Source organism: Acidimicrobiales bacterium, assembly GCA_041394185.1.
In the GTDB taxonomy this organism is placed as follows: domain Bacteria; phylum Actinomycetota; class Acidimicrobiia; order Acidimicrobiales; family Poriferisodalaceae; genus JAAETH01.
Genome location: JAWKIQ010000002.1, coordinates 271368 through 290942, shown reverse-complemented (window position 1 = coordinate 290942; position 19575 = coordinate 271368). Strand labels below are relative to the sequence as shown.

The following is a 19575-nucleotide window of genomic DNA, read 5'->3' as shown; positions in this document are numbered from 1 at the left end:
AGATGACACCACGAAGCATCATGCGAGTCGCACTGGCGGTGGCGATGTCCATCACGGCTCTCGTCGCGGTCGATGCCAGGGGTGCCCAGGCGGCCGAGCCCAGCGACGGCTACTGGATCCTCGACCAGTCGGGCAACATCTACGCGTTCGGGGGCGCCGAGCAGTACGTCCCGGTATTCGGCACGGCTGTCGACATGGCGTCGGGGCCGCGGATGTCGCTCTGGGTTCTCACCGACAACGGGGTGGTACACACCCGCGGCTCTGCAATGCACTTCGGCGATGTCGACATGGCGTCGCTGGACACGGGCGAGACGCCGTCGGCCATCTCGGTGACCCCCTCGGGTGAGGGATATTGGGTGTTCACCACTCGTGGGCGGGTGCTGACCTTTGGCGACGCCACCAACTTCGGTGGTGTCGAGAATCTCGACCTCGACGGTCCTGTGATCGACGCGGTCGCCATGCCGGACGGCAAGGGTTATTACATGGTCGGAACCGATGGTGGCGTGTTCGCTTTCGGGTCGGCCAAGTTCTGGGGATCGATGGGCGGAATAGCCCTGGATCAGCCTGTCAACGCGCTCATCCCAGATCCAGATGGCGAGGGCTATTGGCTCACCGCCGGCGACGGAGGGATCTTCGCCTTCCGAGCGCCGTTCCGCGGCTCGTTGGGCGGAATCGCGCTGGACGAACCCGTCATCGGCGGCATCGCATATGGCGCCGGCTACACGATGGTCGCGTCCGATGGGGGAGCGTTCGTGTTCTCCGAGCTGGCATTCCTCGGCAGTGTGGCCGATCTCGATCTGCCTACTCCGGTGGTGTCGATAGCCGCGTCGTATCCGGTGCCCAAGGTCACCGCCGACAGCATCGAACTGTTTGGCACCTTCACAGTCGGCGATGGTTCGTGGCAGGGCAGGGCTGGGTTCGGCATGATGTGGATTCCGAACCGCACCGAGGACACGGTGTCGGTCGTCGATCGCGAGACGCTCACCGTCGTCGACACCATCCCGGTTGGCGACGAACCGTTCCCGGTGTCGTTGGGTGGCGACAAGATCTGGGTTCCAAACAACAGCGACGGCACGGTGACGGTTATCGACGCTGCCACCCGGAAGGTCTTGAAGACCATAGCCACCGGCAGCCAGCCCAGGACCCCTCCGCACTACGACGGCTGGGCCTATGTGTCCAACAGGGGCGACGGCACCATCACGGTCATCGACCACGACACCCTCAACGTCATCGCCACGATCCCCATCGGCGGGGGCGGGCAATCGCCCATCATCGACAACGGTCTCATCTGGTTCTGCGACGTCGACCAGGATCGCGTCGTGGTGTTCGATGCCAAGACGTTCGTGCAGCGAGCGGTCATACCTGTGGGGCAAAAGCCCTACACCGCGTCCGCTGGCTACGGCCGAATCTGGGTGCCCAATCACGGCGAGAACACGGTCAGCGTCATCGACCCGTCGAGCTTCAAGGTCATCACCACCATCACGGTCGGAACCCAGCCGTATAGGCCCGTGGTCGCCTACGACAAGGTCACGGTTGCGGGTGCTACGTCGCCAGACCTGTACGTGATCGACCCCTCGAACTACGGAACCGAATTCCGCAACATGGCCGACGGGGCCTACATGCCGACGCCGGGGTTGGACGTGTTGTGGGTTGCCAACAACCTCAGCAACACCGTCACCGTCTTCGACCCGTCGACCTACGAGATAGTCACCCAGTTCACGGTTCCGGGTGGCCCTCAAAAGCCGGTTGTGTTCGGCGACTACGTGTGGGTCTCGACCGACAGCGGAGTCAGCTACGTATACCGAGCCAGGTGAGCGGCCGGCTCAGGCGACCGAGCGTCCGAGTTCCTTGATGGTTGTCATGCCCTTGGCAGCCTTGATCAGGCCGTCTTGGCGCATGGTCAACATGCCTTCCTTTTGCGCCTGACGCTTGATGTCGGACGACGAGGAATGGTTCAGGATCATGTGCTGGATCTCGGGTGAGATGAGCAGCACCTCGTGTACACCGAATCGACCCTTGAAGCCGGTGTTCGAGCACTTCGAGCAACCGACCGGCCGCATCCACCGGGGTGTGTCGATGTCGGAGGCACGGATCAGGCCGTCCTGCCACCCGGCGGCCTTGAGGTCGGCCGGATCTGGATCGTCTGGCTGGGCGCAGTGTGGGCACAGCTTCCTGGCGAGACGCTGGGCGACCACGCATGTGATGGCAGCCGTGACCATGAACGGCTCCAGGCCCATCTCGATCAGGCGAAGTGGAGTCGACGCCGAGTCGTTGGTGTGAAGGGTCGACAGCACGAGGTGGCCCGTGAGGGCGGCCTCGGCCGCGATCTGGGCGGTCTCGACGTCGCGGATCTCGCCCACCAGGACTACGTCGGGGTCGGCTCGCAGGATGGCTCGAAGCGACGAAGCAAACGTCAAGCCGGCCTTGGCGTTCATCTGCATCTGCTTGATGCCATCGATGCGGTACTCGACCGGGTCTTCGACCGTGACGATGGCCGTGGTCGGATCGTTCAGCGCGTTGAGAGTCGAGTACAGCGTGGTCGTCTTGCCCGAGCCGGTGGGTCCCGTGACCAGCACACCGCCCGCCGGCTTGTTGTAAGCCCACTCGAAACGTTTACGAGACCTCGGGTGCATGCCCAGGTCTTCGATGTCGAGGCTGTTGGTGCCCTGGTCGAGAATGCGCAGAACCACCGATTCGCCATAGACCGTCGGAACGGTGACGATACGAAGGTCTACGACGCGGTCTCCGACCTTCACCGAGGTGCGGCCGTCTTGGGGAACTCGCTTTTCGGCGATGTCCAACTCGGCGATGATCTTGAATCGGGACAACACGCCCGACTGAACCGACTTGGGCGAGCGCATCACGTCTTTCAGCACGCCGTCGATGCGGAACCGGATTCGGAGCCCGTCTTCGGCCGCTTCGACGTGAATGTCGGAAGCGCGTTCTTGAATGGCTCGCTTCAGCAGCAGGTCGATGAACTTTACGATCGGGCCGTCGTCGACCAGTTCGCCCATCTCGGCCAGGCCGGCGTTGTCCTTGGGGCCCATCTGGCTGGCGGCGTTGCGAACGGCTTCTTCTGCCTTGCCGTCCTCGTAGATCGAGTTGAGTACCCGGTCGAGCTGCTCTTGTGAAGCCAGCACTGGCATGATTCGCGAACCGGTCGCAGCGCGCAGGTCGTCGATCGCGAATACGTCGAACGGTTCGGCCATCGCCACGCGCAGCTTGCCGTCGGAGGTTTCCGACAGGGCCACCGCTTTGATGCGTCGGGCGAGGGTTTCGGGAACCTTGCGAGCGAAGATCGGGTCGGGACGCTGGTTTTCGAGGTCGACGACCTCGATGTCTTGCTGGTCGGCCAGCGCCTTGTAGAGGTCGCCCGGGAAGAGGACGCCCGAATCGACGAGTATGTCGCCGAGGCGTTTCTTCGTCCTGGCCTGCTCCTCGAGCGCGGTCTGGAGCTGGTCGACGGAGATCACGCCGTTGGCTATGAGGATGTCACCCAACTGCCGTCGGGTCCGCGTGGCGTTCTCACTCACGAGAACTCCTTCGGCAACAGTCCCCTCGACTTCAAGGGTTCGTGTCGCCTAGCCGCACGATTCTCGCGTCGGCGGTTTTGTGGCGGCCATTTGCGGGTGCCTGCGCGAATACGATGCGGTGCGTGTTGAGTCCCGAAGATCTCGAAGCGGTCACCGAGCTTCTCGGACGACGACCTCAGGGCCACTTCGAAATCGTGGCGCGCAACGATGTGGGTGCGCCCGTGGTCTTGCGCAACTCGCCCCTCCTCGACGACGGAACTCCGATGCCGACCCTGTACTGGCTGGTGGGCGATCACGAACGTGTGGCCGTGGGACGCCTCGAAGCCGCATACGGGGTTCGTCGAGCCGAATCCGACGTCGACCCCGACGAACTCGCCGCAGCGCACGAGCGCTATCGCTGCGAGCGAGATGCGCTGTTGCCAGACGACCACGATGGGCCCTTGCCTTCGGGTGGCGTCGGCGGCACTCGACAGGGCGTCAAGTGTCTACACGCCCACTACGCCTACCATCTCGCAGGCGGCGACGACCCGGTCGGCCGTTGGGTCCACGAACACCTCCAGGAGATCCTTTGACTTCGGGACGCCCCATAGCTGCGGTCGACTGCGGGTCCAACACGACGCGCCTTCTGGTCAGCCAGGATGGCCGAGACCTCGTTCGCACCTCGCAGATCACCGGCCTCGGGCGCGGGCTGGCCAAGACGGGCCGAATGTCCGACGAAGCCATCGAGCGGTGTGTCGCCGTGTTGGGCCACTATCGAGGGCTAATCGATCAGCACGGGGTGGCTTCTCGCGACATCGGGGTCATCGCGACGTCTGCGTCGCGCGACGCTGCGAACGCGGCTCAGTTCTTCGATGCTGCCGACGCAGCACTGGGTGTGCGCCCCACGGTGATCACCGGCGAACGCGAGGCGTCTCTCAGCTTCGCAGGGGCAGCGGGCGGACTCGACGGCGGTGGCTCGGTCACGGTGTTCGACATCGGCGGCGGATCCACCGAGTTCTCGGTGGGGAAGGTCGTCGAAGGCGTTGCGACCCTCGAAGGCGCGGTGTCGATCGACATGGGGTCGGTGCGGTTCACCGATGCATACGTCGAGCACGACCCGCCCAGGCCTGAGGAACTGTCTGCAATGCTCAGCGTCATCGAGGCCCATCTCGACGACGTTGTTCGCGATCTGCCTGCTGCGGCTGGGGCATCTCGTTTTGTCGGTGTCGCGGGCACGGCCACGACCATCGCCGCGGTCGAGATCGGGATGGTCGATTACGACCCCGACGTCATAGATGGGTTCGTGCTCACGCGCGCCGCTGCCGAGGATGTCTTTCGGACGCTCGCCACCGAGCCACTCGCAGACCGAATCCACAATCCAGGTCTGCTCGAAGCCCGGGCCGATGTCATCGTCGCCGGGTGCGCGATCTTCGTCGGCATCATGCGGTTCTTCGGTCTCGACGAGGTGATCGTTCGCGAACACGACATCCTCGACGGGCTGATAGCAGCAGTCGAGGCCGGCGAATCGGCCGACGGGAGCACACATGGTCGGTGAGCTCCACACGTCGCGCTTGTTGCTGCGAGCCTTGCGCGCTTCCGATTTCCCGATGTGGAGCGAGGTACGCCTCCGCTGCAGCGAGTACCTCAAGGTCTGGGAGCCGATGAGGCCCGATGGCAGCCCCGACCCCGCCACCGACCCGGTCGCGTTCGCCACCCGATGCGCCTCTCGAGACCGTGAGCGCCAGTTGGGCGTGGCCTATGCCCACGGCATCTTCCTCGACCGACGGTTCGTGGGCGAGATGAACCTCTCTAATGTTCGTCGCGGTCCATTTCAGTCTGGCGACATCGGCTACTGGGTCGACGAGCAGTGCGCCGGGCTGGGAATTGCGCCCGAGGCGTTGGTCGCCGTCATGGGGCTGGCCTTCGAGGAGGTACGCCTGCATCGGGTCGAGATCTCGATCATCCCTCGCAACTCGCGCAGCCGGCGGGTCGTCGAGAAGCTGGGCATTCGTCAGGAAGGTGTTGCCCAGAAGTACCTCGAGATCAACGGCGTCTGGGAAGATCACGTGCGTTATGCGCTGACCTCCGAGGAATGGCTTCAGCGCCGAACCGAGCTGCGCGCAATCGTCAGCCGCTGAGGATCAACCCAGGGGTCGCTGGGTTGGCCTCACCAGGCGTCGTCTTCGCTCACCCATGCCTGGCCTGTGGCGCACTTGGCGAACGCCGGACACCACCGGCACCCTGGGCCGGGCTTGTAAGAAGGCTGGCTTTGGTCGATCGCCAGCCGGGCCAGGGTTGCTACACCGTCGATGGTGCGTTTCAGGGTCGAAATCAGCATGGCCTCGGTGACCTGCTCTCGTTCGAGGCGACCCGACTCGACGTAGTGGGTAGCGATCGCCAAGGGGGGAACACCCGTGACGAGGGTTTCTATCAGCGCATAGAAACGCAGGTCCTGGCGGTGTTCGCCCGAGTTGCCTCCGGTCTTGATGTCGATGATGACCCGGCCCGCTGTGGTGTCCGAAGGCATGCCCAGGGTCAGGTCGAACTTGCCGGCCAGAACCAGATGGTCGTCGCACAACTCGATTCGTTTCGACACCTCGGTTGCGGGGCGCCAACCCTTGCGCAGGGGTGGGAACGTGTCCAGAAAGCCGGCGGTCAAAGAGGCGGTCTCGCTGCGTAGCTCGGCCAGGGTCGCCTCGTCGCAGCGAGACAGGAAGTCTCCCAGCGAGTTCTCTCGATCGATGATCCTCGCCATGGCGTCGTCGATCAGGTCGCTCGGGTCTCTTTGCCCCCGAAGGTGCAGCGACAGCTCTATCGCCTTGTGCACGATCGTGCCCCTGGCCATCGGGGCACTCCATTCGAACTTCGACTCGGCCTCGGCCAGGTAGCGGGCCTGGCATCCGTGAACGGCGGCGAGCTGACGTTTGCCGACGAACAGCTGCTTGCCCTCGGTCGCTTCGGCGTAGCGGTCGATGATGGTCACCAAGTCGCGCTCGAGCTGGTGTCTCAACTCGATCTTCAGCGTCGATGGGTACGAGGGCCGCTCATCCATCGGCGGCCGCAGCAGGTCGAGGTTGTCTTGCTGAGTCGGGTTCAGCCGGGGAAGCTCTGCTGCCACCGGGTCAACGTATCAATCCTTCGCGTCGCAGACGGCTAGATCATCACGCCTGCGGTCAAGGTGGCCAGCACCAGCACGGTCAGAGGTGCTCCCAGGCGGGTGAAGTCTGTGATGTCGTAGCCGCCGGGCCGCCACACCATCGTGTTTGTCTGGTAGCCGAACGGGGTGAGGAATGACGCCGACGCTGCGACCACCACGGCCAGGGCCAGTTGGCGCTCGTCCACCGCCAGTTCCGGACCCAGTTGCAGGGCCACCGGAACCAGAATCGCAACTGCTGCCACGTTGGTCAGCATCTCTGTCATCACGACGGTTGCCACCAACAGGACCACAACCCCGATGACGGGCTCGGTCGACCCGGCCGCGGCCGCTATCTGGTCGACGATCGCCGAAGCCAACCCCGATTGTTCAACCGCTGCGCCGATGCCCAGGGCGGCTCCGATCAGCACGACGACCTCGATGTTCACGAAGCGCAGGGCTTCACGAGGCCTCACCGTTCCGGTGAGCACCAGGGCGCCCACCCCGCAGATGACGGCTCGCAGGATGCCGATCGGGTCGAACGAGGCCGCAACAATGGTCGCCATCGCGATAGGAATCACGCGCTTGGTCAGATGAGGCCGCGACGGAGGCATGTCGAGGCGCACCGCCAGGCTGAACTCCGAGGTCCAAGACGTCGCGCGCATCGAGCTCGGGTTGGCGCACACCAGCACTGTCTCGCCTCTAGCTATAGGCGACCCCGGTGTGTAGTGACGATCCAGACGCCTGGCGAAGACGTGAGTCGAGGTGGCAGTTTCGCCGAGCATGCTTCCCTTGTGTGAGCTGCCCGGAGCCACGACGGCCTCGAAGTATCGCTGGCCCATTTCCTGCACCGGGCGCGAAGCCAAGGCCTCTCGGGCGGCGATCAGGGCCACGGCCGGACCTACGACGATCACTACATCGCCCGACGAGACCATCTGGTCGTCCTGCAGTTCGGCACCGTTGCGTTCGATCGACTCGACCCCGGTGATCTGATCTCGCAACGAGGCGGCGGTGACGTCGCCCAGCAGGCCTTCATCTCGCACCACGAAGCGGCCGGTGTACATGTCCGCGACCGCGTCGTCGGCGATGTCGTGACTGGTGCGAAGCATCCTCGGGGTGGCCATCACCAGATAGATCAGACCGACGATCACCGCCGGAGCGGCGACGGGAAACAGTTCGAACATCGCTATCGATTCGTGGCCGGCGGTCGCCAGCAGTCCAGATGCAGCGACGTTGGTCGACGAGCCGATGACCGTGAGGGTGCCTCCCAGGATCGTGGCGAACGACAGCGGCATCAGGTATGGCCCGGGGTGCTTGCCTCGGGCGTTGGTCCAGCGGGTAATCGCAGGCACCAGGGTCGCGACGACCGGTGTGTTCGCCACCAGCGCCGATATCAGACCCACCGGGGTCAGCAGCCTCGCCAGCGACCTTCGGGCCGACCCGTTCTTGGGCATCAGCCTCGCGACCTGTCCGGCCATCGCTCCGGTCTGCTGGACAACGCCGGCGATGACGTAGAGCCCGGCGATCACCCACGGGGCATTCGCTGAGAACCCTCCAAAGGCCTCCCGGCTGTCCGTGACTCCCAGGACGTACAGGCTCGCCGTGGACGCCAACATGGCTGGCGCCGGGCCGACACGGCCGCTGAAGAGAGCACCAAGAGTCGTCACCAGCACTGCGGTGGTGATCCATGCATCGATTGGCATAGGGAAGACCAACTCCTAGGGCTACGCAGGTACCGGTCGACCGTCCCACCCCCTGTGTTAGATGAACACGTGACCAACGTGGCTTCCATCCAACAAGCCCCATCCATGCGCTTTGCCCTCGCAGCGCGCTGCGTTGCCGACGAAGCTCGCCGCATCGGCCTGGTCGCGCCCGCGTTCAAGAGCCCACCGCGCATCGGCGACGTCGACCGTACGCTTCGGCGAACCGGGCGCGATGTCGTCGTCGCTGTGCGGGTCAAGGGCCGCCCGTTTGCGGCGGTCCTGGCCGACCTGGTCGAGGGTGTGGTGGTCGCCAACTCGCTCTCGGGTGCCGAGGCATCCAAGGCCAGGGCCGTGCTGTGGCAGGCCCTTTCCGGTACCGATGCCATGGCGGCCTAGGCTCGCCCCATGTCCGAAGTGTTGTGGAGCCCGCCCGACCCAGCTTCGACCAACTGGTCCCGCTTCGCCGGCTTTGTCGGGGTGGCGGCCGACCAGCTTCACCCGTGGTCTGTCGACAACGTCGAGGACTTCTGGTCTGCGCTGTGGGACTTCGCCGGGGTTGTGGGCCACAAGGGCGATCGGGTCTTCGAACCAGGCGAGCATTTCTGGCAGGCGCGGTTCTTCCCGGACGCCAAGCTCAATGTCGCCGAGAACCTCTTGCGTGACGGTGCCGAGGTCGCTCTGATATGTCGGGGTGAAGATCGGGCTTGCGACCGCGAGCTGACACGCACCCAGCTGCGGTCGCTGGTGGCCAAGGCTGCGGCTGCCATGCGCGATCTGGGTATCGGGCCTGGCGACCGTGTCGCCGCTTGGCTTCCCAACATCGGCGAGACCTACGTCGTCATGCTGGCCGCCGCTTCCATCGGGGCTGTGTTCACATCGACCTCGCCCGATTTCGGGGTCGACGGCGTTCTCGACCGTTTCCAGCAGGTCGAGCCGAAGCTGCTGGTCGGTGTCGACGGCTATCGCTACGGCGGCCGGGTTTTCGATCGCCGTTCCGAGCTGGCCCAGGTCGCCGCTTCGATCGATTCGTTGGCGGCAACATGGGTCGTCTCATTCGTCGGGCTCGACACATCCTCGCTCGATGCCGATTCGTGGTCAGAGGCCGTATTGGCCCGGCCCGAGATCGACCCGACGTTCCAGCGGTTCGAGTTCGACCACCCGTGGTACATCCTCTATTCGTCGGGCACCACCGGCAAACCCAAGTGCATCGTCCACCGTGCCGGGGGAGTGCTGCTGAAACACCTGACCGAACACGTTCTGCACTCCGATGTCAGGCCCGGCGACCGGGTGCTCTACTTCACCACCGCTGGGTGGATGATGTGGAACTGGCTTGCGTCGGGTTTGGCGGCGGGCGCCACCGTTGTCCTCTACGACGGTTCGCCCTTCCACCCCGACGGCAACCGCTTGTTCGACCTGGCCGACGAGGTCGGGGCAACGCTGTTCGGTACGTCGGCCAAGTTCATCGAGTCGGTCGACAAGGCAGGTCTTCGGCCGGTCGACACACACGGGCTCGACACCGTTCGCACGATCGCATCGACGGGCTCGCCCCTCATGGCCGAGGGTTTTCGTTTCGTCTACGACGCTGTTGCTCCGCATGTCCACCTGGCGTCGATCAGTGGTGGCACCGATCTCTGCGGCTGCCTGGTGGCCGGATACCCGACCCGACGTGTTGTCGCAGGCGACATCCAGGGCCCGACCCTGGGCCTCGATACCCAGGTGGTCGACGACGATGGCCTGCCTGCCCCCGTGGGCCAGCGCGGCGAGTTGGTGTGTCGCAACCCGTTCCCATCGATGCCGCTCGGCTTCTGGAACGACTCCGGCGACGAGCGGTACCGGGCTGCCTACTTCGAGCGCTTCGAAGGGATGTGGCACCAGGGCGACTTCGCCGAGCGCACACCGGCTGGTGGCTTCGTCATCCACGGTCGCAGCGACGCCACCCTCAACCCGGGAGGCGTGCGCATCGGTACCGCCGAGATCTACCGCCTGGTCGATCGCTTCGACGAGGTGCTCGAGAGCCTCGTCATCGGCCAGCAGATCGGTGCCGATGTCCGCGTGGTGCTGTTCGTCAAGCTCCGCGACGGCTTGGTGCTCGACGACGAGCTGCGCGACCGCATCCGCGCCGCGGTCCGCGCAGGTGCCACGCCGCGCCACGTTCCCGCCGTGGTCGCCCAGGTGCCAGACATCCCCCGAACTCGGTCGGGCAAGTCCACCGAGCTAGCCGTCCGCGAGATCGTTCACGGCCGACCGGTCAAGAACATCGAAGCACTGGCAAACCCCGAGGCTCTCGAAGCCTTCGCCGACCACCCCGACCTCGCCACCTGATCGCCCGCAGGCGAGTACCTTCGCGTCAAGCCGCACCCGGCCCGGATGGCGGAATTGGCAGACGCAGGGGGCTTAAACCCCCCGGCTCCGAAAGGAGCGTGCGGGTTCGAACCCCGCTCCGGGCACCTCTGACCAGGGGTCTTGTCGCTTCTTCGCTCGTTGGCGAAACGGCTCGAAATCGAAAACGCGCACAAAACGCGCACGGATTTGTGCGCGTCGGGTGTGTAGCGTGCCCTCTCATGGCACGCGGATCGGTGTACAAGCGCAACAACAGCTACGGCTATCGAGCCGACCTGGGGCCCGATCCGGCCACAGGGCGGCGGCGCCAGATGTCCAAGCAGGGGTTCCGCACGAAGAAGGAAGCCGAGGCGGCTCTGGGCGATCTGTTGTCCTCGGTCCGGGCTGGTTCGGCGGTGTCCAGATCGTCCGTCACGGTAGGGGAGTACCTGGCCGATTGGCTCATCGGCCAGCGCCAGCAGCTGAAGGCGACCACCTGGGCGTCGTACGGAACCATCGTCGAGCGCATCGACGCCAAGATCGGATCTCTGCCTCTCCAGGGGCTTCGGCCGAAACACGTCGAGGACTTGTACCGAGACCTCGGCGAGACGGGTGGTCATCGAGGTCGGCCCTTGTCGCCCAAGACCGTTCGCAACACGCACACCGTTCTGCGCAAGGCGCTGGCCGACGCCGAGCGACTGGAGCTGCTACCCCGCAATCCTGCCGCTGTCGCCCGTCCGCCAGCCGACGACGAGACCGAGCGTGTCACCTGGTCGAGCGACGAGCTGCGCGACTTCTTCTCCCACGTCGCCGACGACCGGCTGTACGCCCTGTGGATCCTGTTCGCCACCACGGGCATGCGCCGCGGCGAGGCGCTGGGCCTGCGCTGGCGAGACGTCGATCTCGATTCAGGCGATCTGCGGATCACCCAAACGATCGTCACTATTAGCTACGCGCCGCAGTTCGACACGCCGAAGACGAAGCGCAGCCGTCGCAGCCTCTACCTCGACCCCACGACGGTCGATGTCCTGCGTCGTCATCGCGTGCGTCAGAAGGAAGAGCGCCTGGCCCTCGGCGAAGCGTGGATGAACGACCGCGATCTCGTCTTCACCGACGAACTCGGTCGTCCCCTACATCCCGACAAGGTGACGAGAGCCTTCCGTGCTCACGTTCGTGAAGCCGATCTCCGATCGATCCGCCTTCACGACCTGAGGCACACCTACGCGACCTTGGCGCTCAAGGCCGGCGTCCACCCCAAGGTCGTTTCCGACCGCCTAGGTCACGCCACGACAGGAATCACGCTCGACTTGTACTCGCACGTGACCCCGGGCATCGGCCGAGAAGCCGCCGACTTGGTGGCCGATCGGATCTTCGGTACGGAGGCGGGCTGACATGTATCTGGTTTGGTGGGTTCATTTCGCCCAGCCGACGACGATCGAGGACATCGCCGAGCAGCTGCGATCTTCTCCAGGTCTCTACAGACTGCACGGCACAGCGTCTATGTCCGAGCTTCCCGTGGAAAACGGGTGGCGCGGTCCGGGTGTCGTCGTCGAGGTCGACACGGCTGAAGGCCGGACGTACGTGGAGGTCAGGTCAATCGATGCCGCCAGCATTGGGGGGCCGTTCGAAGATGTGGCCAGGAGCTTCAGAGTGCCCGAGACCGAGATCGTGTTACCTGACGAGTGGCTGTTCGAGATCAAGGCGTTGGGTCCCGATGAGGCGTTCATGTTCGGCACCCTTGGATACCTTCTGGGCTGGGACCGCTTTGATGGTGGTTGGCTAACGGCAGAAGCCAAGGGCTACTCCTTCTACTCGAAGTCCCGCGGCTGGATCGAGGACCGGCCCCTTGGCCGCGGGACCGACGTAGGACCATCGGACGGAAGACTCGGCTTCTAGGGCCTGGGGACTCGTCCGCCGTCCTCCTACGTTGCGTCGGGTGCGGCCTCTCAGACTCTCCCTGGCCCGTTCGGGTGATGCGGTTGGGGGCAGACGATTCGAAGGCCGAGGACTTGTCAGAGGATCGACGAGGACCACGGCGAAGACTCACGCGATGAGTTCCGCCATCGGCATCTCGAAACGGGCCGTGGAGGCCGATATCCCATTGCGAATGCCCTCTCTCGTGACGATCACGGCCTGTCGAAAAAGAGCACAGCCCCGGCGCGAGGCCGGGGCCGCGGTGCCGGGGTTACTCATCCCGGCGGGGTACATCCATAGTATCGGCATAAGGCGACATTCGGTCAAGGCAGTCGCGGCAGAGACACCGTCGATCGTGGCCCACTTCGTCGATAGTGTGCTCTCCGAATGACCGAACGAGTGATCGCTTACATCGATGGCTACAACCTGTATCACGGGATGATGGCCGCAGGGCTTCGCAGCTCGCGCTGGCTCGATCTCTTCGGACTGTGCGGGTCACTCCTCCGGCCAGACCAGCGCCTGGATCAAGTTCGGTACTTCACCGCCCCTACGCCCAAGTCGCAGGCGAAGGCGAAGCGGCAGTCGCTCTACTGGGATGCGCTGGAAGCTCACGGCGGAATCGTCGACATCGTCAAGGGCTACTACCTGAGCAAGACGGTCAGCTGTCGCGCCTGTGGCGCATCCTGGAAGAGTCAGGAGGAGAAGAAGACCGACGTCAACATCTCGCTTGCCATGTTCGAGGACGCTGTCGACAACTTGTTCGATGTGGCCCTGCTCGTGTCGGGTGACTCCGACCTCACCCCTCCGATCACGACGGTTCGCCGGCGGTATCCGCAGAAGCGAGTCATCGTGGCGACGCCCCCAAAGCGGGGCTCGACGGAACTCAAGCTGCACGCCGATGCCTACTTCACGATCCCTGGTAGGCGGTTCCGGTCGAACCGGCTGCCTTCGACGGTCGTGACGGCGCGCGGGGTGCGGCTCACCGCTCCGCAGGGGTGGCTGCCACCGGGCGTGTAACGGGCCCCCGAGGCGCCAGAGTGGTGAACGATAGCCCAGGGTCGTGCTCACATCCCGATGCCAAATGACGGTCCTTCGAGGTCTCGTGTGATCTCGGGCTGCTGGATTCGTCGCAGTTGTCGAATGGCGTCGTTGGTGAGGTTGGCGCTGTCTTGGAGGGCGCGGGGGAGTCGTTCCCACGGCTCGTCTGGTATGGCGATTCCGAATGCTGCTCGGTGCTGGTCGAGTTGGGCAGCGGCGTTGTCCCAGGAGAAGGCGGCTTGGCCGCCGTAGGGCCGTTCGCCGAGGGCTTCGACGATGTGGGCTGGTGGGTTGTGGCGCATCTGCAGGTGACGGACATGTCTGTCGTCGCCAAGGCGGGCGTTGATGTCGTCAATCTTCCGGTACATCCGGGGTGCCCGTTCGTTGGTCCGCTCAGCGCGGTCGAGACGTTCGGTGAGGTCCTCAATCCGTTGGTCGAGGTCGCGGATGTCGGCCTGCTTGTCCTGGACCTGGCCTGGCAGCCGCTCGACTGCGTCGTGAGCGGAGGCGATTTCGGTTTCGTGGCCTCGGCGTCGTAGGAGCCGATCTCGGGTCTCGATGGTCTCGTTGGCTTGTTCGATCTCGACCCGCATTTCCTTCAGGGCCTGAACGGCCTGGGCCCGTTCGACCTGTGCTCGGTCCAGGTCTCGGGGCAGGCGTGCCAGGTCCCGTTCGAGGCGGTCGAGTACGTCGTTGAGAGTGGCCTTCTCTTCGAGAAGACCACGTACTTCGGTGGCCGGGAGGGTGCCGGGCCGGTGTGGGTCATGGCCGGCGAGTTCGGCTTGGCGGCGGATGGCCGGCTGGTCGATCCAGCTTCGGGCCAGCGACTCGGCGAACACGTCGACGGCGGTCTGCTCCCCGATTGTCGCGATGTAGGCGTCGTTGTGGTGTCGTCCGCGGGTCATGGGCACGTAAAGGCCTCGTACGTCGGTGGCTCCGTCGAGCACGAGAATCGATCGGTCGACGGTGCGGCCCTGGGATGCGTGGCTTGTTTGTGCGTAGGCGAGTTCGACATGGTCCTGCACGTAGTGGCTGGGAAGGCGGACGGTGCCGGTGTAGCCGTGCACGGTCAGGTCGCCGTTTCGGTGCACCACATCGACCGTCCACTGGTCGCGGTTGCGGACCATGAGCTTCTGATCGGTGTGCATCTGGCGGTCGTTGCGTCGGGTCACGATCTCGTCGCCGACGTGAATCCGGTAGTCCGACGCGTGGGCAGCGCGTCGCCGCGGGTCGAGTTCGCCGACGTCGATGCGTATCTGTTGGGCAGCTTTGTTGAGCTCGACGACGGCATCGTTGGTCGGAGCGGCGAGAAGCACGGTCTCGCCAGCCCATCTGGCCCGGCGCCAGACCTGAAGTGCCTCGTCGTGCATCCGCGTCGCGGTGCCCGCGTGGAGACGGCCGTGTTCGTCGTAGACCTCGGCGACACTCGGGTCGCCTCGGCGAAGGCGGAGCGAGGCTTCGCGTTCCCATTCGTTGGTGAACCGGTGGACCTGGTCGAGTTCGATCGCTCCGTAGGTTTCGACGAGGTATTGGAACATGCCGCCTCTACCGACGGCGGAGAACTGCAGCGGATCGCCGACCAAGGCAACTCGCCAGCCTCGGGTGTCTGCCAGGTTGGCCAGCCGGTCGAGCTGGTCGGTTGCGACCATGGCCGCTTCGTCGACGATGACGGTCGCCCCTGCCGGAAGGTTGTAGCGATGGTCGGGTGGCCGTTTCAGCGAGTGCTCGGTCAGGAGTTTGTCGATCGTGTCGGCCTCGACACCGGTTTCGGTTGCCAGCACGTCGGCTGCCGCGGCGGAAGGGGCGACTCCGAACACCGGTCGGCCTGCTGCTCGCAGCTGGTCGATGGCTGGTGCGAGGGCGGTTGTCTTGCCTGTGCCGGCGGGGCCGACGACGAGTACGAGGTCCCGCGTTCCGGCCGTAGCTGCTGCCGTCTGGGCTTGTGGTGCAGTGAGTTGGTGCACTGAACGGTGCACTGCCTCGGCTGAGTCGATTCCGGGGTGCACCATTCTGCGGTCGGCCCACGCGACGAGGCGTTCCTCCTGGGCGAGAATCGCCGGAGTGGTCAAGGCCCGGTCGACTGCTGCCTCGGTGATCGGTCGGCCATCGCTGCGCAGCGCCACGCCGTCGGGGATTGGTCGTGAGATGTCGACGCAGCGCTCTGCGATGGCCTCAGCTGTTAGACGGTCGAGCGTGGCGATCGTCGACTTCGGATCGATACGGACGTCGGTAGGCAGCGCAGCCGCGATCTCCCTGGTCAGCTCGGCCGGTCGCCAGGTCGACTGCCTCTCTTCGAGAGCGGCGATGGCGATGGCGACTGTCTCGGTCTCGATACCGGTGTCGAGGGGGCGTGGTGTGACCCAGTCGGTAGCCGTGGCGACGAGCCGATCCGGGGCGATTCCGAGCGCTTCGACCTGCGATCCCCACACCTCGTGCAGTGACGCCGCGTCGGTGTTGTGGATCTTTGCTGGTCTGGAGTCGACGACGGCTTCGCGTTCGAGTTTCCAGCGTTCTCGGGCGGTTGGTTGCCGGTCGAACGTGTCGATGAACCGGTCGATCTTGACGTCGATCCGCTTCTGGACGTCGAGCGTTCGTGTCGAGAATTCCTCGAGCACGACCTTGGGCATGTTGGCGATTTCGGCGATGCCGTTCTCGACGGGTTCCCACATGACCCCCAAGCGGTCGGTCAGGTCGGAGCGCAGAGTTGCGTGGTAGATCGACGAGAGCGTGCGCTGGTCGAGCTTGAGCGTCCGAGCGTCGAGCGCCAGCCAACGGCCGTCGGGTGACATCACACGGTTGGCGATGACGACGTGGGTGTGTAGCTGAGGATCGAGCGCGCGCGAGGTGTGCTGACGAAACGTCGCTGCGATGATCCCCTGGGCGTGCACGACCGCGACGATGCGAAAGCGAGTGTGGGCGTGGGCTTCGATCCAGTCGATCATCGTCGCAACGGCCAGATCGTGGGCGGCGAGCACATTCGCTCGGGCCTGTTCGTCGCCGATGGCGAATAGGGTCGAGACCGACTTCGGAGCCGACGCTGTGACGTCGAACCCTTTGACCGAGTCGTCTCCGTACCGTCGGCCGAGAGGGATCTCGTCGGCGGCGTGCGGATCGTGTCCTGCCATGATCCGCAGGAACCGATCGTCTGACACAGTCCCGCCGAGTCCGAGCATTCCGGCGCCTCGGCCGTGCCAGATCCCCCTCGGCTCGCCCGAATCGAGGTAGTAGGAGGGCAGCGCTTCGACGTAGTAGGCGCCAGCGGACGCACCCTTGAGCGTGGTCACGCGGGCGGTCATCTGCTGCACCTCCCGACCGCGATGCACCACCTACTGGCACTGGTTGTGCACTCGTCTGTCACTTCAAGGTCGTTCTGGCGGGAGGTGCTGGTAGGTGTCATCGCGCGGCCTCAGGCGGTGAACGGGAGGTTCGGCTGATCGGCCTTGGCTGGCTCGCTGCGACGTGTTGGGTGGCGGGGCGCTTGGGGGGCAACGTTCGCGGCGATGCGGGCCGCGTCGAGTTCGGCCGGGAGCGGTGGCTCGACGCCGAGTAGTTCGGTCAGTGTGGGGCGAGTGATGACCCTGCGACGGCCGATCGCCACGGACGGCAACTCACCGCGGGCTACCAGCTCGTAGGCGGTCGAGCGGCCGATGCCCAGCAGCTCAGCCGCCTCGCTCACCGAATAGACAAGCCGAAGTCCTCGTCGCATGCGTCCTCCTGCACCAGTTGCCGACACCCACCCCAGGGACCTCGAAAGCCACCAAACGCGACAGACGAATCCCAATACCCGGTAGGCGCGTCCCGAAGGCCAAACGCGACAAGGACGCCGACGATCCTTCTTGGCTGGCTGCTGGGGCCTGGGGGTGATGGGGGCCGTTGGGGTGTGTGGTTCGCGGATGGTGGAACGAAGTTGTGAGCTCGTGGCGCAGGGTGGGAACTTTTAGGACGGCTGCGGTCAAATAGAGGTGTGGGTCCAGTTGATCGAGATCGGGTCGCAGCTGCGGGGAGGCTGTTCGACGAACATCACACTGCGGTGTGGAGGCTCCTGTGCAGGTTGGCTGGGTCGACGGTGGCCGATGATCTGGCGGCTGAGGTGTTCTGCGTCGCATTGGATCGATTCGGGTCCTTCGATGCGAGTCTGGGGTCCGAGCGCGGGTGGTTGTTCGGGATAGCGGTCAATGTCGTGAGGACGCACCATCGTGGGGTCGACCGAGAGAGCAGGGCTGTGCAGCGTCTTGCAGCTCGGCCGACCGCCCCTGGTTTGGGCACCGGCTCTCAGGTGGTCTCGGCGGTCACGCGAGAGGAGCAGCGTGCTGCAGTTCGAGACGCTGTAGCGGCGTTGTCGGAGAGTCAGCGCGAGGTGGTGGTGCTGGTGCTGTGGGAGGAGCTGTCCTATGAAGCGGCAGCCATGGTGTTGGGCATTCCGCTGGGAACGGTGCGTTCGCGGCTGGCTCGTGCACGGTCTGCCTTGCAGGAGGCGTTGGCCGCAGCGAAAGACGGGAGTTCAGGGTGAGTGATCTTGAAGAACTGATTCGCGAAGTCCGGCCTGACGAGGGGCCGGCGCGTGCGATCGTGCGCGCCCATCGACGCCAGGTGCTGCGTCATGTTCCGGGCGATCGGGTGGATGGCGTCTCGTCCCTTGTGTTCGATGGCGGGCTCGAGGCTTTGCCGTGGCGCGGTCTGTCGCGTTCGCGGGGGCTGACGCCCTGGCTACTAGCAGCGGCGCTCCTTGTCGTGGCTGGACTGGCGGGCATGGTTCTCAGGGGTGCTGCGGATCAGGAGCCCGAGACGGTTGCCGCCGAAGGGGCGACTGTGGAAAGCCCGCGCGTGACCACTGGCTCGGTTCCGAAGAGCGCGGTCGACGCCCCGGTCATCTGGGGCAGCGGTCTTGAACCCGAGATTGATGGTGGGCGGTATTCCGATGATGTGATTTCCGTGGAGTGGGTGTCAGGCGACATCGACGGGCAGCTTGACGTGTGGCCGCTGGTAGCGGACTCATTCGAGCAGTTCGTGTCATCGCGCACCGGTCCCCAGCCCGACACGGCGGTGGGCAGAGTGCTCGATGAACGGGCGGTCCTGGACTTCTGGGACGGCGGGGCAACGGCCATCTGGGAGTACGCCGGTTTCGTCTACGAGATCAACGGGAGCTTTCCCGACCGGCAGTCGCTGGAAGACTTGCTGGAACGGCTCGCAGTCGTGGAGGGAGCCACCTGGCTGGGCTTCAGCCCGGTGGCGAGGGTGCCGCACGAGGACCGAAACCGCCAATTCTATGTCGTGCAGGAGGGTGACACGCTCAGTGGGGTCGCCGCGGCGTTCGATGTGACCGTGGACGTTCTGCGGACGCTCAACTCACTGACCAGCGACGCGATCGAGCCCGGTCAACAGTTGGTAATCGCGTCCGACCCGCCTGGCGACCTCGACGCGCCAGCGACCACGGCGATACCTGAGGACCATCGGTAGGTTGCCCCGGTCCGGGCGCCATCGGCCCCAAGAAGCTCGGCGACGCCAAGTCTCCACGCAACAGATCGCACGAAGAAGGAACCCGACGCAGCCGTTTGAGGTGGGCTGCTCGAATACGCTGGGTCATCATGTGTGGGCCTGAGCTATGAGCTACGAGTTTCGGGGAGCGATTGGCCCTGTCCCCGAGATCGGCGAGCTGGGGTCCAGGCTCGCGCTAGCCGTTGTGCCTCTGTCGGAGTGGTGGAGTCTGTTGCCGCTGACAGATGAAGGCCTGAGGTCGCTTGGTCCGTCGGGCGGTGAGCGAGCGGCGCCGGGGCTATGCCATTCGAGACTCTCGGCCGTCCTCGCTAGCGTTTCGGCGTCTGCGAGGTTGGTCTATGTCGAGGTCGAGTGCTGGCCAGGAGCCTGCGAGCAGGGTGCGATTGTGTTCGAGGGTGACGTCGTGAGTTGGACATCTCCGTTCGGTCCGATCCAACCAGCTCAGAACGGGAGGACTCCC

16 protein-coding genes and 1 tRNA gene are annotated in these 19575 nt (G+C 65.0%); 12 read left to right on the top strand and 5 right to left on the bottom strand.

The window, feature by feature from the left end; all coding sequences use genetic code 11:
* Positions 1–2 precede the first annotated feature (2 nt).
* Positions 3–1814, top strand: a complete 1812-nt coding sequence (locus tag R2770_08880) for a hypothetical protein (GenBank protein ID MEZ5280577.1) — start codon at positions 3–5, stop codon at positions 1812–1814.
* Positions 1815–1823: 9 nt separating this feature from the next.
* Here the strand turns inward: R2770_08880 and R2770_08875 are convergent, their stop codons facing one another.
* Positions 1824–3533: an ATPase, T2SS/T4P/T4SS family gene (locus R2770_08875; GenBank protein ID MEZ5280576.1), complete on the bottom strand. Its 1710-nt coding sequence runs from the start codon at positions 3531–3533 to the stop codon at positions 1824–1826.
* Between the two features lie 122 nt (positions 3534–3655).
* Here R2770_08875 and R2770_08870 point away from each other — a divergent pair, with 122 nt between their 5' ends.
* Genes R2770_08870 through R2770_08860 form a run of 3 tightly spaced genes read left to right on the top strand, consistent with a single transcriptional unit; the run spans position 3656 to position 5650 of the window.
* Positions 3656–4105, top strand: coding sequence for a DUF501 domain-containing protein (locus R2770_08870; GenBank protein ID MEZ5280575.1), 450 nt, complete (start codon positions 3656–3658; stop codon positions 4103–4105).
* Positions 4102–5067, top strand: a complete 966-nt coding sequence (locus R2770_08865) for a hypothetical protein (GenBank protein MEZ5280574.1) — start codon at positions 4102–4104, stop codon at positions 5065–5067. The genes R2770_08870 and R2770_08865 overlap by 4 nt, the downstream gene beginning before the upstream one ends.
* Positions 5057–5650 (top strand): GNAT family protein, encoded by a 594-nt coding sequence (locus R2770_08860; protein ID MEZ5280573.1) that lies wholly within the window; start codon positions 5057–5059, stop codon positions 5648–5650. The genes R2770_08865 and R2770_08860 overlap by 11 nt, the downstream gene beginning before the upstream one ends.
* 29 nt (positions 5651–5679) lie before the next feature.
* On the opposite strand, the gene R2770_08855 is transcribed toward R2770_08860, so the two are convergent.
* Positions 5680–6630 carry a PD-(D/E)XK nuclease family protein gene (locus R2770_08855; GenBank protein MEZ5280572.1) on the bottom strand — a complete coding sequence of 317 codons (951 nt, stop codon included), beginning with the start codon at positions 6628–6630 and terminating at the stop codon, positions 5680–5682.
* A gap of 35 nt (positions 6631–6665) precedes the next feature.
* Positions 6666–8348, bottom strand: a complete 1683-nt coding sequence (locus R2770_08850) for an SLC13 family permease (protein MEZ5280571.1) — start codon at positions 8346–8348, stop codon at positions 6666–6668.
* A 78-nt stretch (positions 8349–8426) separates the two neighbouring features.
* Here R2770_08850 and R2770_08845 point away from each other — a divergent pair, with 78 nt between their 5' ends.
* The 6 genes from R2770_08845 to R2770_08820 all read left to right on the top strand — a co-directional run bounded on the left by R2770_08845 (position 8427) and on the right by R2770_08820 (position 13598).
* Complete coding sequence (locus R2770_08845) at positions 8427–8744, top strand: hypothetical protein (GenBank protein ID MEZ5280570.1); 318 nt, start codon at positions 8427–8429, stop codon at positions 8742–8744.
* 9 nt (positions 8745–8753) lie between these two features.
* Entirely contained in the window at positions 8754–10670 is a 1917-nt protein-coding gene (locus R2770_08840) for an acetoacetate--CoA ligase (protein MEZ5280569.1), read from the top strand.
* 39 nt (positions 10671–10709) lie between these two features.
* Positions 10710–10795: transfer RNA gene (locus R2770_08835), tRNA-Leu, on the top strand.
* Positions 10796–10909: 114 nt separating this feature from the next.
* Positions 10910–12058 carry a tyrosine-type recombinase/integrase gene (locus tag R2770_08830; GenBank protein ID MEZ5280568.1) on the top strand — a complete coding sequence of 383 codons (1149 nt, stop codon included), beginning with the start codon at positions 10910–10912 and terminating at the stop codon, positions 12056–12058.
* Positions 12059–12167: 109 nt separating this feature from the next.
* Entirely contained in the window at positions 12168–12563 is a 396-nt protein-coding gene (locus R2770_08825; protein ID MEZ5280567.1) for a hypothetical protein, read from the top strand.
* 405 nt (positions 12564–12968) lie between these two features.
* Positions 12969–13598, top strand: a complete 630-nt coding sequence (locus R2770_08820) for an NYN domain-containing protein (GenBank protein MEZ5280566.1) — start codon at positions 12969–12971, stop codon at positions 13596–13598.
* A 47-nt stretch (positions 13599–13645) separates the two neighbouring features.
* On the opposite strand, the gene mobF is transcribed toward R2770_08820, so the two are convergent.
* Both mobF and R2770_08810 read right to left on the bottom strand, forming a co-directional pair.
* Positions 13646–16915, bottom strand: coding sequence for a MobF family relaxase (gene mobF, locus R2770_08815; GenBank protein MEZ5280565.1), 3270 nt, complete (start codon positions 16913–16915; stop codon positions 13646–13648).
* A 110-nt stretch (positions 16916–17025) separates the two neighbouring features.
* The gene (locus R2770_08810; protein ID MEZ5280564.1) at positions 17026–17325 is read right to left on the bottom strand and encodes a helix-turn-helix domain-containing protein; all 300 of its coding nucleotides are present in this window, start codon (positions 17323–17325) and stop codon (positions 17026–17028) included.
* Positions 17326–17583: 258 nt separating this feature from the next.
* Here R2770_08810 and R2770_08805 point away from each other — a divergent pair, with 258 nt between their 5' ends.
* Together R2770_08805 and R2770_08800 are read left to right on the top strand one after the other, a co-directional pair.
* The gene (locus R2770_08805; protein MEZ5280563.1) at positions 17584–18129 is read left to right on the top strand and encodes an RNA polymerase sigma factor; all 546 of its coding nucleotides are present in this window, start codon (positions 17584–17586) and stop codon (positions 18127–18129) included.
* Positions 18126–19076, top strand: coding sequence for a LysM peptidoglycan-binding domain-containing protein (locus R2770_08800; protein MEZ5280562.1), 951 nt, complete (start codon positions 18126–18128; stop codon positions 19074–19076). The genes R2770_08805 and R2770_08800 overlap by 4 nt, the downstream gene beginning before the upstream one ends.
* Positions 19077–19575 lie beyond the last annotated feature (499 nt).